Annotated in this window: 13 protein-coding genes; 6 read left to right on the top strand and 7 right to left on the bottom strand. The window is 45.2% G+C overall.

The features are described 5' to 3' along the window. Positions 1 to 177: 177 nt before the first annotated feature. Positions 178 to 858: an outer membrane beta-barrel protein gene (locus tag B9J84_RS08530; protein ID WP_017048553.1), complete on the bottom strand. Its 681-nt coding sequence runs from the start codon at positions 856 to 858 to the stop codon at positions 178 to 180. Positions 859 to 896: 38 nt separating this feature from the next. On the opposite strand from B9J84_RS08530, the gene B9J84_RS08525 reads away from it, so the two are divergent. Further along, positions 897 to 986, top strand: coding sequence for a YnhF family membrane protein (locus B9J84_RS08525; RefSeq protein ID WP_094123948.1), 90 nt, complete (start codon positions 897 to 899; stop codon positions 984 to 986). An 18-nt stretch (positions 987 to 1,004) separates the two neighbouring features. Beyond that, positions 1,005 to 2,204, top strand: coding sequence for a patatin family protein (locus B9J84_RS08520; RefSeq protein WP_094123947.1), 1,200 nt, complete (start codon positions 1,005 to 1,007; stop codon positions 2,202 to 2,204). Between the two features lie 18 nt (positions 2,205 to 2,222). On the opposite strand, the gene pyk is transcribed toward B9J84_RS08520, so the two are convergent. Then, positions 2,223 to 3,671 (bottom strand): pyruvate kinase, encoded by a 1,449-nt coding sequence (gene pyk / locus B9J84_RS08515; RefSeq protein ID WP_017045267.1) that lies wholly within the window; start codon positions 3,669 to 3,671, stop codon positions 2,223 to 2,225. Positions 3,672 to 3,950: 279 nt separating this feature from the next. Between pyk and B9J84_RS08510 the strand changes: the two genes are divergently transcribed. Both B9J84_RS08510 and B9J84_RS08505 read left to right on the top strand, forming a co-directional pair. After that, a complete protein-coding gene (locus B9J84_RS08510; RefSeq protein ID WP_013856420.1) occupies positions 3,951 to 5,168 on the top strand; it encodes an ROK family protein in 1,218 nt (405 codons plus the stop codon). A gap of 90 nt (positions 5,169 to 5,258) precedes the next feature. Then, positions 5,259 to 6,203: a chemotaxis protein CheV gene (locus B9J84_RS08505; RefSeq protein ID WP_013856421.1), complete on the top strand. Its 945-nt coding sequence runs from the start codon at positions 5,259 to 5,261 to the stop codon at positions 6,201 to 6,203. 132 nt (positions 6,204 to 6,335) lie between these two features. On the opposite strand, the gene B9J84_RS08500 is transcribed toward B9J84_RS08505, so the two are convergent. Further along, positions 6,336 to 7,079, bottom strand: coding sequence for a YciK family oxidoreductase (locus B9J84_RS08500; RefSeq protein WP_017048556.1), 744 nt, complete (start codon positions 7,077 to 7,079; stop codon positions 6,336 to 6,338). A gap of 90 nt (positions 7,080 to 7,169) precedes the next feature. Here B9J84_RS08500 and sohB point away from each other — a divergent pair, with 90 nt between their 5' ends. Continuing rightward, positions 7,170 to 8,231, top strand: a complete 1,062-nt coding sequence (gene sohB, locus B9J84_RS08495; RefSeq protein ID WP_026028277.1) for a protease SohB — start codon at positions 7,170 to 7,172, stop codon at positions 8,229 to 8,231. Between the two features lie 64 nt (positions 8,232 to 8,295). On the opposite strand, the gene rrtA is transcribed toward sohB, so the two are convergent. Then, the gene (gene rrtA, locus B9J84_RS08490) at positions 8,296 to 8,889 is read right to left on the bottom strand and encodes a rhombosortase (RefSeq protein ID WP_017045270.1); all 594 of its coding nucleotides are present in this window, start codon (positions 8,887 to 8,889) and stop codon (positions 8,296 to 8,298) included. A gap of 3 nt (positions 8,890 to 8,892) precedes the next feature. Between rrtA and B9J84_RS08485 the strand changes: the two genes are divergently transcribed. Next, a complete protein-coding gene (locus B9J84_RS08485; RefSeq protein WP_088732716.1) occupies positions 8,893 to 9,501 on the top strand; it encodes a tRNA-uridine aminocarboxypropyltransferase in 609 nt (202 codons plus the stop codon). Between the two features lie 49 nt (positions 9,502 to 9,550). On the opposite strand, the gene B9J84_RS08480 is transcribed toward B9J84_RS08485, so the two are convergent. The 3 genes from B9J84_RS08480 to B9J84_RS08470 form a co-directional block, all read right to left on the bottom strand. Continuing rightward, the gene (locus B9J84_RS08480) at positions 9,551 to 10,876 is read right to left on the bottom strand and encodes an anti-phage deoxyguanosine triphosphatase (RefSeq protein ID WP_026028279.1); all 1,326 of its coding nucleotides are present in this window, start codon (positions 10,874 to 10,876) and stop codon (positions 9,551 to 9,553) included. 58 nt (positions 10,877 to 10,934) lie between these two features. Then, entirely contained in the window at positions 10,935 to 11,519 is a 585-nt protein-coding gene (gene yfbR / locus B9J84_RS08475) for a 5'-deoxynucleotidase (protein WP_094123946.1), read from the bottom strand. 121 nt (positions 11,520 to 11,640) lie between these two features. Beyond that, positions 11,641 to 12,855: a pyridoxal phosphate-dependent aminotransferase gene (locus B9J84_RS08470; RefSeq protein WP_013856428.1), complete on the bottom strand. Its 1,215-nt coding sequence runs from the start codon at positions 12,853 to 12,855 to the stop codon at positions 11,641 to 11,643. Positions 12,856 to 12,922 lie beyond the last annotated feature (67 nt).

The following is a 12,922-nucleotide window of genomic DNA, read 5'->3' as shown; positions in this document are numbered from 1 at the left end:
GTGTATTAGTTGTTAATTAATTGGGATTTAGGTGGAATGAACGTCATTTTTTAATAAGAATGGAATTTATAACTTCGTTGTCTAAAAAATATAAATGATAAAACTATTTTTTGTCGAAGAGTGTATGACTGAAAAACATACACTCACTAGTGAATCACACCACAATTTTATCTTGGTTTAAAAACGAACTGTTAGGCCGATATTAGCCGAAAATTGATTGATCCAATCAGATTTAAAACGAATCGCGCACGTTTCTGAAGAGGGCAGTGTGCAGGTTGCTGAAGTTTCGTTGTCAACAGAGGTACCTAACCAACGCACTTGGCTATTCAGCGCAATGTTATCGGTAAAGGCATACTCAAAACCCCCAAACAAGCTTGAAGAAAAACCATATTTATCTTTAGCCCAGTCAACATCCGTATAAGAACCACCGATACCTAGGCCTATATAAGCGGTCAATTGTTGGCTTGTCGGATAATAAATGCTGCTTTGAAAGTGGAGATAATGGATGTTGGTATCCGCGTTAATGGTTTCAACAGAGGTGTTTTGAGTGGCATAAAACAGACCAATTCGGCCTTTTTCGTAATCAGTTTCTATAGCGAGGCCATAACCAGAGGAAGCTTTTAAATCGTATTCATTGCTGGCTTGATCCTCGACTTCGCCCCCAACGATATACCCAAAAAAGGGAGAGACGATGACTTGCGCTTGTGCATAGTGAGCAGATAAAGCTCCGATGATAAGAATGATTTTATTATATTGATGCATAATTATTAACCTAAGCCACTTTTTAACGATTAGGTTATTGTGATGGTAACTACATAATTGTGCACGAAAAATCAACGATTCTTGAAGATACTTCACACTGATGTTATTACTTTGTTATCTGATAGGAGGTGGCTATGGAACTTGATCTAAAATACGCATTAGTGATTACTGCAACGGTCTTTACTATTCTCGTCGGTTTTGGTTTGATCGCTATCAGCCATTAATCAACGAGGGTTCTGCTGATGAACACTAGTGGAACTATCTCTGATAAAGAGACGAGAGCGGATTTAGATCGGCTCTCGAAGTACATTGGAGGAAAAAATGCATTGGTTGCCCAAGGTGGTGGCCAAAGAGGTATTTTTACCGCAGGTGTGTTAGATGCGTTCCTTCTTTCCAATTTTGACCCCTTTGATGAATTTTATGGCACCTCTGCAGGTGCATTGAATTTGTGCGCTTACCTATGCCGTCAGCATGGGTTAGGCAAGGCTTTTATTTTAGAACTCACCACGGATGCTAATTTTTTTAATCTATTTAGCTACGTTCGGCGTAAGCAGTTCATGAACTTGGATTGGGCTTTAGATCGCATATCGGAATTTCCTTATCGGTTGGATGTCGATATGGGAGCCCAAGTCCTTGCGAAAAGAAAAGCTTATGCTGCTGTTACCTCAGCACACTCACTCCACGACCATTATTTCCCGATATTAGAAAGTAACTGGCGAGAGGTGTTGATTGCCACCTGTGCGATTCCCCGCTTATATCCGCATGAAGTCAAGCTGGGTGATGGCCTATATATTGATGGTGGTGTATCGGCATCAATTCCAGTTCAGGAGGCATGGCGTAGAGGTGCCCGTTTTGTTGCGGTAATCCGCACTGAATGCCCTGATGCCGACGCGGTAGAGAGTGGGTTACCGATGAAGCCGTTGCCTTCTGCTAAGCCTTACAACGAGGCTCATTGGCTACATGAACCTTTGCAAAATATTCAAGGTCAGTGGCGACAAAAATTGTCTTACTGGAAGCAAGAGTGGAGTGGTCTTCTCCATCAACAAATAGAACGTTCTAAGCTACAAAAACGTGAGCAAATGAATTTGGAGCTACTCAATGGTGGACGCTGGTTATTTGGCGCTGATGATATTTATCGCTTGAGTCATTTAATTGGTGACAAGTTTGATTCGGGGTTAGCGGATATGTTAATGGTGCATTACCAAACTTATTCTCTTACTCAAGAATTTTTGCGTGCGCCGCCGGATGATGTTTACATCCTACAGATTGTGCCCAGCGAACCATTGAGGTCAAGATCTCTCTTAAGCAGTCAAGAAGATCTGCTTTATGATTATGAGCTGGGACTGACGGCGGGTTATCGCTTTATCGACCAATTTAACCAAGCACAGTCGGCATATCAGTCCCGTATTGCATCATCGGATTATTTTCCCCGCGACCATTAAGTCAACGGGGAGCACGGGTTATTCAAGGACCGGCAGGATACGCATGCAGTTGGTTGACCCTTCGACATCCATAATGTCACCTTGAGTGATGATCACTAAGTCACCGAACTCTAACAATTTTTTCTCCTTAAGCGTATTGAGAGCTGCAACGGCCACATCAAAACCAGTGTCTGCTTTGGTATCAAAATAGACGGGTGTGACTCCCCGATATAGAGCGCAGCGGTTTAAACTTCGTTCATTGGGCGACATAGCAAAGATAGGCAGTACAGAATTTAAGCGGGAGGTCATAAGCGCTGTTCTTCCTGATTCGGTCAGAGTCACCATGGCTTTGATTCCTTCCATGTGATTGGCCGCATAGATAGTGGACATCGCGATGGTCTCTTCAGCAGTCACAAACGAAGTATCGATTCGATAATTTTGTTGGCTAGCTTCGATCATTTTTTCCGCGCCGACACACACTTCGGCCATCGAACGAACCGTTTCTACTGGGTATTTACCAGCAGCAGTTTCACCTGAAAGCATCACCGCATCGGTTCCGTCAAGCACCGCATTGGCAACATCCATTACCTCCGCGCGGGTTGGCATTGGGTTCTCTATCATTGACTCCATCATTTGTGTTGCTGTGATCACTACTCTATTGAGTGCCTTAGCGCGGCGGATCAGTTTTTTCTGCACACCAACCAGCTCAGGATCACCAATTTCTACCCCCAAGTCACCACGAGCGACCATGATCACATCAGAGGCCATAATGATGTCATCAATATTGTGATCACTGGCCACGGTTTCTGCCCGTTCCACTTTCGCCACGAGCTTGGCCTCAAGGCCTGCATCACGAGCGAGGCGGCGAGCGTATTTCATATCTTCGCCATTGCGAGGAAATGAAATGGCCAGATATTCAACCTGTATTTCGGCGGCGAGTAGTATGTCTCGTTTGTCTTTTTCGGTCAGCGCTTCCGCCGATAAACCGCCACCCTTTTTGTTGATGCCTTTGTTATTTGAAAGTGGACCACCGACGGTGACTATGGTGTGTATTTTAGCACCATCGACTGCTGTAACGAGTAGTTGTACTCGTCCGTCGTCCAATAGCAGCAAGTCATCCTGTTGCACATCTTGTGGTAGTTTTTTGTAGTCAATGCCAACCGAGTCTTGGTCACCTTGCCCTGGGGGGAGCTCTGCATCAAGAACAAATCGGTCACCTTCATTTAAGTAGACTTTTCCTTCTTTAAATGTGGAGACTCTAATTTTTGGTCCTTGTAAATCACCAAGTAAAGCGACATGGCGACCCAACTTAGCCGCGATAGCTCTTACTCGTTGCGCTCGCAGTTTATGGTCCTCGGAGCTACCATGTGAAAAATTCATGCGCACAACATTTGCGCCAGCTTTGATAATCGCCTCTAATATCTCGCCTTTGTCTGTTGATGGGCCTAAAGTAGTCACGATTTTTGTTCTTCTTAACACAGCGGTCATTGTGTTCTCCTGATGGGGCGGGAATCTAGATTGAGTATATGCAAGATCTGGCGAAAGAAAGGGAATAAGAGTGAAATTTATCGACAGGTGTCAGATGATTTTTGTCACAAAAAAAGAGGAGTTTCATATTTTTTGAATGTAAACAAATGGCAGTTTATTGGCTAAATACACGAAGATCTAGGTATATCCGTGATGCTTGTCACGGCAATATACTAAAGCGCTTCACAATTACTTCGCAAAGTAAAAAAATTGGCATGTTATTGATTTCTGGAGCTCCCAATGTATATGGCGCAACCAGGCCATATTGATCATATCAAACAGGTCAATGCTGGTCGTGTATATAAACTCATTGACCAAAAAGGTCCCATTTCTCGCATCGATTTATCGAAGGAGAGTGAGCTTGCTCCGGCAAGTATTACCAAAATTACTCGTGAGTTAATTGAAGCTCATTTAATCCATGAAACGACAGTACAAGAAGCGATCAGCCGTGGCCGCCCAGCCGTTGGTTTACAAACCAATAATGAGGGATGGCAATTTTTATCCATGCGTTTAGGGCGTGGTTACCTAATTATTGCCCTGCATGAGTTGGGTGGTGAAGTGTTGATCGACACCAAAATTGAGATCCATGAGCTAGACCAAGATGACGTGCTCGCTAGGTTGCTTTACGAAATTGAAGAGTTTTTTCAAACCTACTCGTCGCAATTGGATCGAGTGACGAGTATCGCAATTACCTTGCCCGGTTTAGTGAATTCAGAGCAAGGGATTGTACTGCAGATGCCTCATTACAATGTGGAAAATCTGGCTCTTGGTCCTGAAATTTATAAGGCGACGGGCCTACCTGTATTTGTGGCGAATGATACCCGAGCTTGGGCACTGGCTGAAAAGTTGTTTGGCCACTCGCAAGGCAATGAAAATTCAGTTCTTATCTCTATTCACCACGGTTTAGGGGCTGGCATTATCCTTGATGGCAGGGTGCTGCAAGGTCGGCACGGGAATATCGGTGAGTTAGGTCATATCCAAATTGATCCGCATGGTAAACGTTGCCATTGTGGCAATATTGGCTGTTTGGAGACAGTCGCCAGTTCGCAAGCAATTCGTGAAGAAGTGGCGCTGCGTATTGCAAACGGTGAGGTTTCATCATTGACTGAGCACAGTGAAATCACTATTGAAGATATCTGTGAGGCCGCAGCAGAGGGTGACCCATTAGCGGTGGATGTGATAGAGAAACTAGGGCGTTATTTAGGGGCCGCAATCGCAATTGTGATCAACCTGTTTAACCCAGAAAAAATTCTTATCGGTGGTGTTATCAACCAAGCTAAGAACGTGTTATACCCTGCATTGCAAAAATGCATCGAAGAGCAGAGCTTACCTGTCTATCATCAAGATCTCGAATTAGTGGAATCACGTTTTTATAAACAGGCAACCATGCCCGGTGCGGCTTTGATTAAACAAGCTCTCTATGATGGACTTTTGCTGATGAAAGTTGTCGAAGGTTAATTTTTTCGCGGTTAGATCATTTATATTTTTTACAATTAACCCATATGGCTATACTGTTATGTGAGTTCACTATAATTTTCGGGATTTCGTATGTCAGGTGTTTTAAATACGGTTGACCAGCGCACCAATCTTGTCGGAGAGAATCGACTTGAGTTGCTTTTATTCAGCTTAAATAGCCGGCAAATTTTTGCGATCAATGTATTTAAGGTGAGGGAAGTGATCAAAGTTCCTCAGTTAACGAAATTGCCCGGTTCTCATCATAATATTACGGGTGTAGCCTCATTGAGGGGAGTGCCAGTTCCTGTCATTGATTTGCGCAGTGCGATCGGTTTTCCTCCATCTCGCTTGGATAGCCAAGAACAGAACCTCATCATCACTGAGTACAATCGAACCATTCAAGGTTTTTTGGTTGGGCAAGTTCGCAATATTATCAATACCGCATGGACTGAAATTCAGCCACCACCGCGTTTAGCTGGCCGTTCTAATTACCTTACCGCTATCACCCATGTTAAAGAGGTCAACAGTAGCCATATTGTTGAAATCATTGATGTTGAAAAAGTGTTAGCTGAGATTATTGATTATGACGTTTCTATCTCAGAAGGCATTCTTGATCATGATTTGGTTGCGGAGATGGTCGGGCGAAAAATTCTGATTGTGGATGATTCTTCAACGGCTCGTAACCAAATAAAAGGGACGCTCTCACAGCTTGGTTTGGAAATTGTCGAATGCAGAGATGGCTTAGAAGCATTGAATCTTCTGAAGTCGTGGAGCGATGAAGGAAGAGATGTAACGAGTGAGCTTTTACTGATGATCACCGATGCTGAAATGCCAGAAATGGACGGCTATAAACTGACTTCCGAGATCCGTAATGATCCGAGAATGAAATCACTATTTATTACGTTAAACACGTCACTCAGTGGCAGCTTTAATGAAGCTATGGTACAAAAAGTGGGTTGTGATCGTTTTATCTCTAAATTCCAACCCGATTTATTAGTACAAGTGGCACAGGACCGATTACGTGATGTGCTTTCGTAAGACTTTTTAGCCATCATTACAATAAAGTCGTCTCTAATGTAATGTGCCGACATGAAATAGTAACGTTCACCTCAAACGACAATGCCTTGCTGATGAGGCAAGGCATTGAAAGATTAAGAAAAAGCTAAGCCATTACTTTTTCGGTTGTGCATCGATACATTGACCATTCACGGCTTGGCTTTCCGGCGCCATTAAATAGAGATAAAGCGGCATGATATCTTTAGGCGTTTTCAACAACTCCACATCTTCAGCGGGATAAGCTTTAGCGCGCATGCCAGTGCGCGTGCCACCGGGATTAATTGCATTCACTCGAATTGATGTGTTGCTTAGCTCATCAGCTAGCACTTGCATCATCCCTTCTGTGGCGAATTTTGACATAGCATAAGTGCCCCAAAAAGCACGACCATCATGGCCTACGGTTGAAGACGTAAATACAATCCGCGCATCTGGAGATTTGTGCAGCAATGGCAGCGCCGCTTGGCTGAGTAAGAATTGCGCTTTGACGTTGACCTGCATGACATCGTCATAAGAATCTTCACCGATCTGATCAAACGGGCTGATCACACCCAAAAGCCCCGCGTTATGTAGCACGCCATCTAAGCGACCAAACTGCTCTGCAATGGTATCGATCATATCGAGGTAATGTTGCTTGGTGGCTCCTTTCATGTCCAGCGGAACAATCGCAGGTGTTGCGTAGCCAGCGTTTTCTATCTCATCATATGTTTGTTCTAACTTTTTCACCGTGCGGCCGAGCAAAATGACGGTTGCGCCGTGGGCTGCATAGCTGATAGCGGCTTGTTTTCCGATACCGTCGCCAGCACCTGTAACTAAAATGACTCTATCTTTGAGGGCATCTGCAGAAACTGAATAATCCACCTTGTGCTTCCTTATTGTTATGATTTGCTTTAAGTCTTCGTGACAAGGTGGTTACAATACACCAAATCAAAACCTATGAGGATTAGGACGTTGGAATTTTTATTGGACTACGGCCTATTTTTGGCCAAGATTGCGACAATCGTCGTCGCTCTTGTTGTGCTATTGGTCATTGTGAAATCAGTGGGCGGAAAAAACAGCGCGCAGAAAGGCGAGCTGGAAGTGGTGAATTTAACCGAGCGTCATAAAGAAATGGTCGAGCAGATGGAACACCATCTGCACGATGATGCTTTCTTGAAGGCTCGCGATAAAGCAGAAAAGAAAAGCGAAAAAGAGAAAAACAAAGCACGTGACAAAGCGATCAAAAAAGCGGCCAAAGAGGGAGCGTTAGATACCAAACGTGAACCGCATCTCTTTGTCTTGGATTTCAACGGCAGTATTGATGCCAAAGAAGTGAGTTCGCTACGCGAGGAAGTGACCGCCATTCTCGCCGTTGCTCGTCAAGGTGATGAAGTGTTGCTGCGTTTAGAGACTGGCGGTGGCATGGTGCATGGTTATGGTTTGGCTTCTTCGCAGCTCGATCGCATTAAAGCAGCTGGGTTACCCCTAACCATCGCAGTTGATAAAGTGGCCGCCAGCGGTGGTTATATGATGGCGTGTATTGCTGATAAAATTGTGGCCGCTCCTTTTGCGATTGTTGGATCCATTGGCGTTATTGCACAGTTACCTAATTTCAATAAACTGCTTAAAAAACATGATATTGAATTTGAACAATTGACCGCAGGTGAATACAAACGCACGCTGACTATGTTTGGTGAAAACAGTGATAAAGCGCGCGATAAGTTCAAGCAAGAACTCGAAGAGACTCACGAACTGTTTAAAGATTTTATCCGCGAGCATCGCCCAGCGCTTGACCTTGAGAAAGTGGCCACTGGTGAACACTGGTTTGGGACTCAAGCTCAAGAGCTCGGTTTAGTTGATGAGATCAAAACTTCTGACGACTTAGTGGTTGCTGCGTGTAAAGATAAAACGGTACTGGCAATCCATTATGTGCAGAAGAAAAAACTGACTGATAAATTGGCTGGCGTTGCGGGTGAAGCGGCTGATAGTGTGTTGCTGAAATTGATCAGTCGCGGTCAACGGCCAATCGTTTAGGTTAGGCGCGTCTTTCTCGAAGCAGGCAGATTATTTTTCGGAGAGTATTAAGCGGAGAAGTGCGTTACTTCTCCGTTTTTTTTGATCTCAGCCATTCACCGATGGCGAGTATCAACCCGGCCAACATGCCTGCTAAATGCGCTTCGATAGCCACGCGTGCATTAATAAGCTCACTGGTGTTACTTGAAGCGCCGAAAATTTGCTCCCAGACAACTTTGACAATAACACCAACCACTAACAGCCAACTGCTGCGACGCCCTTGCAGTGCTTCTTGCAGCGCCAAATAGGCAAACATTCCATGGAGCGCGCCTGAAAGGCCGACATAGACTTGCATACGGCTCAAAAAAAGGCTGACGCCTACCATCAGGCTGGTTGCCAGAAGGCTGATTAACCATTTTTTACTGCTCGGCTGAAACACAAAATGGATAATCCACAGCCCTGCGAGGTTCATACCAAGGTGCGTAAAGTTGGTGTGTGTGAAATTTCCTGTTAGGATCCGCCACCATTGGCCCGCTTCAATGGCAGGCCGATTCCACGCACTGAGGGCGGCCAGTGGCGGCCATTGCAACCCCAAGCAGACCAAGCTGATAGCAAGTAGTGCAAAATAACGATTTTTTTGATGGTTTATGTTTAGTAAGCAAAGGCGAAAGTAATTCACGTTATGTCTCGATACTGTTCTCAATGTGGTAAAGCGCGAAAAGCCTGCATCTGTTCTTTGATCGTACCGCTTTCCTCGTCGGTCGAGCTTATCATTCTTCAACATCCGACAGAAGAACATCGCCCAATGGGCACAGCCCGAATTCTCGATTTATCTTTAGCGAATTGCAGGCGCTTTGTTGCCGAAGATTTTAGCCGGCACACTCAGCTGAATGAGTGCTTAGCTGAGCCGGATGTGCTCAACTATGTACTTTACCCGCATGAGACTGCGCAGCCCGTGTCGGCTATGAATATCAATGCTGATACCAGAAAAGTACGAGTTATTTTACTCGATGGTACTTGGAAGAAAGCGTATAAAATGTGGCAACTCTCGAGCAATTTACATTCGCTACCGTGTTTGCACTTGCCGACCGATCTCAAAGGCAATTATCGCATTCGCAAGGCACCGAGTGAAAACAGCTTATCAACTGTTGAAGCTGGTTTTCATATCTTGTCATTGCTTGAGCCTCGGCAAAATTTTCAACCGCTCCTTGATGCTTTTGATGCGATGGTTGCCTTTCAAATTAGCCAAATGCCAGCTGGGGTTTTTAAGCAAAACTATATCAGCGAGTAACCGCTATATCAGTGAGTAATGATGGCAGAAGCTATCACTCAACCAGCCATTAATAGTGATTATGAGCTGAGAAGAGTTGTTGATGGAGCCTTTGCGCATAGCCATCGGTCATAGCCGAAATATAGTCACAGATAACGCGCATACCATCGTTTTCATTGGTTTGGGCTTGCCACTTACCGCGCGTTGTTTCTGGCAGTAAGCGTTCAGGATCGGCGCTTAGCGCTTCAAACAGATCCATGATGATCTGCTGGCCTTTGTATTCAAAACGCTGCACTTGCGGAATTTGAATCACATATTGGCTCACAAATGATTTCAGTACTTCCAGCGCAGCGGCCATATTGGGTTCTAAATAGGCGTTGAAGGCGAGTAATTCATTCTCAAAATGCGCATCAACGGCTTGAATATGAATGCTAGTCAGTAGCGCATTAACAATCCCGCCAATCGCATCTTTACGACGATAATGTTTGCCTGCAAACAGCATTTCACTGATGGAAGCGATGTGTTCTTCAAACCACGCATCGCCGCATTCGGCCAGTTTCGAGGCTGCGGCCTCTTGCCACTGTTGGCGAGTCACCATGCCAAGCACGATGGCATCTTCTAAATCGTGCACGCCGTAGGCAATGTCATCGGCCAGCTCCATGATGGAGCAATCGAGTGATTTAAAGCGAGTCTTGTGATGTTGATAAGGCGTTGCGGGCTGACCACGCATTTGACTGAGTAGGGCTTTATCTTGCGCAGAGAGCGGCTCCGTTACCCAAGAAAAAATCGCGTGATCGCAATCGTATATTCCCTTAGCAGGCGACCACTCTTTAGCTTTCAACTGACGCTGGTGAGCGACTGCATTGGGTTGCTGTACGGCGCGAGTTTGGCTCAGCAGCGCAGGGTATTTTAATAACCCCAGCACAGTGCGACGTGACAGGTTCATACCATGGTGTTCGGTGTAAGGCTCTAAGCTGGTCACAATACGGAAGGTTTGCGCGTTGCCTTCAAAGCCGCCGTGATCGCGCATCATATAATTGAGCGCCACTTCGCCGCCATGACCATAAGGAGGGTGACCGATATCATGCGCTAGGCATAAGGAATCGATCAAACTATCTGAAGGCAGCAAATCACGAAACTCTGGTTGTTTGAGTTTAATTTGCGCCACTATACCAGTGCCGAGTTGCGCGGCTTCTAAGGAGTGAGTGAGGCGAGTGCGATGAAAATCATTCAAGCTAGTGCCATGTACTTGAGTTTTGGCTTGCAAGCGACGAAATGCTGCCGAGTGAAGAATACGTGCCCGATCGCGTTGGAAAGGGCTGCGGTGATCATCGCGGCGGATTTTATGCTCATCATCTTGGCGTTCAAGCCATTTGGGGTCAATGGATATATCCATGCCATCTCCTGCAGTACATTTATGTTTTTCAAACACTTAACAAGTAACTTAGCGTGAGTTAGCTGATCTCGTCCAGCGTTAATTCGAAACTAGGGGCAAAGGTATTGAGAAAATACTCCATCTCAGGTGTATGGCGATCTCGTAAGGTGACGTCTAAACGTTTTTTGGCCAGCGCATATTCATGGTTGCCCGCGCTGAGTTCTTCTAAGCATTTGAGATAGGCGCAGAGTGAATCTGCCTGTTTGACTATCGCCACATCTTCAGGGTGCGCGGCGTCTGAAACGAGATATGGAGCAAAATCCTCACGCAGCTCTTCAGGCAACATCGAGAGCAGTTTTTGTTCGGCGGCGGCTTCTATCTTTTTGTATTCTTTCGCAATATCGGGGTTGTAGTATTTAACTGGTGTCGGAAGATCGCCCGTCAACACTTCACTGGTATCGTGGTACATACCTAAAATCGCAATCCGTTCAGGGTTGACCTTGCCGCTAAATTTTTTGTTTTTGATTACGGCTAAAGCGTGAGCGACAAATGCCACTTGTAGGCTGTGTTCAGAGATATTTTCACTGGAGATGGATCGCATTAAAGGCCAGCGTTGAATTAACTTCATTCGGGCTAAGTGAGCAAAAAAGTGACTCTCTTTCATTGCAATAAACATCCTTGCTGTGTCGGGGGCCAAGAGAAAAATTGGCGATTAAAAGAAAACGGGCGCACTTTTAGTATCGAAAAGTGCGCCCGTTTAGCATATGGAAGTTTACGTCAGAATGCTACTGACTGTAGGTCGATAAGAAACGTTCGAAGCGGCCAATGGCAATTTCCAAATCTTCAATATGCGGTAAGGTGACAATGCGGAAGTGGTCCGGTTTTGGCCAGTTAAAGCCCGTTCCTTGAACCAATAGCACTTTCTCTTGTTTTAAGAAGTCGAGCACCATTTTTTGGTCATCTTTAATGCTGTACATTTTCGTGTCGATTTTCGGGAACAGGTACATGGCTCCTTTAGGTTTGACACATGAGACGCCGGGGATCTGGTTGATCAATTCCCACGCGCGGTCGCGCTGTTCGAGCAGTCGGCCGCCGGGTAAAATCAGCTCATTGATACTTTGATAGCCACCTAATGCGGTTTGAATCGCATGCTGCATGGGCACGTTGGCACACAAACGCATTGAGGCAAGCATTTCCAAACCAGCCACATAACCTTTGGCGATGTGTTTTGGCCCGGTAAGGAACATCCAACCACCACGGAACCCGCACACACGGTACGCTTTTGACAGGCCGTTAAAAGTGACCATTAAAACGTCATCAGCCAGTGTTGAAATAGGCGTATGGGTCGCACCATCGTATAAGATTTTGTCGTAGATTTCGTCGGCGAAAATGATCAATTTATGCTTGCGGGCAATCTCAACAATTTCCAGCAGGAAATCACGGCTATAGACAGCACCTGTTGGGTTATTGGGGTTGATCAACACAATACCGCGTGTTTTGGGCGTGATTTTACTGTTGATGTCGTTGAGATCAGGATACCAATCGGCTTCTTCATCACACAAGTAATGCACAGCAGTGCCACCGGAAAGGGCGACCGAAGCGGTCCATAATGGATAATCAGGAGCAGGGACAAGCATTTCATCGCCATTATTAAGCAGCGCTTGCATCGCCATCACGATAAGCTCTGAAGCACCATTACCGATGTAAACATCTTCTACATCTAGGCTACGTAGCCCTTTTTTCTGGTAGTGTTGCACCACGGCTTTGCGCGCGGAATAGATCCCCTTTGAGTCGCAATAGCCTTGTGAAGTAGGCAGATTACGGATCACATCAACTAGGATTTCATCTGGGGCGTCAAAGCCAAATGGGGCAGGGTTACCAATGTTTAACTTCAGTATTTTATGCCCCTCTTCCTCCATGCGTTTAGCATGTTTGAGTACAGGACCCCTAATGTCATAGCAGACATTGTCGAGTTTTGACGACATCCCGATATTTTGCATTGTATAATTCCTGAAAAATAAATAATTTCTTTATTAAACTACACTAAATTGATGTTTGATAGAATAA

Source organism: Vibrio sp. V03_P4A6T147 (genome assembly GCF_002241085.1).
Lineage (GTDB): Bacteria > Pseudomonadota > Gammaproteobacteria > Enterobacterales > Vibrionaceae > Vibrio > Vibrio anguillarum.
This window is presented reverse-complemented; position numbering and strand designations above follow the sequence as displayed.

Excerpts from the sequence above, each read along its gene's own strand:
- B9J84_RS08520 (WP_094123947.1), top strand. The coding sequence starts at position 1,005 with ATGAACACTAGTGGAACTATCTCTGATAAAGAGACGAGAGCGGATTTA.
- B9J84_RS08470 (WP_013856428.1), bottom strand. The coding sequence starts at position 12,855 with ATGCAAAATATCGGGATGTCGTCAAAACTCGACAATGTCTGCTATGAC.
- pyk (WP_017045267.1), bottom strand. The coding sequence starts at position 3,671 with ATGACCGCTGTGTTAAGAAGAACAAAAATCGTGACTACTTTAGGCCCA.
- B9J84_RS08525 (WP_094123948.1), top strand. The coding sequence starts at position 897 with ATGGAACTTGATCTAAAATACGCATTAGTGATTACTGCAACGGTCTTT.
- B9J84_RS08505 (WP_013856421.1), top strand. The coding sequence starts at position 5,259 with ATGTCAGGTGTTTTAAATACGGTTGACCAGCGCACCAATCTTGTCGGA.
- B9J84_RS08485 (WP_088732716.1), top strand. The coding sequence starts at position 8,893 with ATGTCTCGATACTGTTCTCAATGTGGTAAAGCGCGAAAAGCCTGCATC.
- B9J84_RS08480 (WP_026028279.1), bottom strand. The coding sequence starts at position 10,876 with ATGGATATATCCATTGACCCCAAATGGCTTGAACGCCAAGATGATGAG.
- yfbR (WP_094123946.1), bottom strand. The coding sequence starts at position 11,519 with ATGAAAGAGAGTCACTTTTTTGCTCACTTAGCCCGAATGAAGTTAATT.
- B9J84_RS08510 (WP_013856420.1), top strand. The coding sequence starts at position 3,951 with ATGTATATGGCGCAACCAGGCCATATTGATCATATCAAACAGGTCAAT.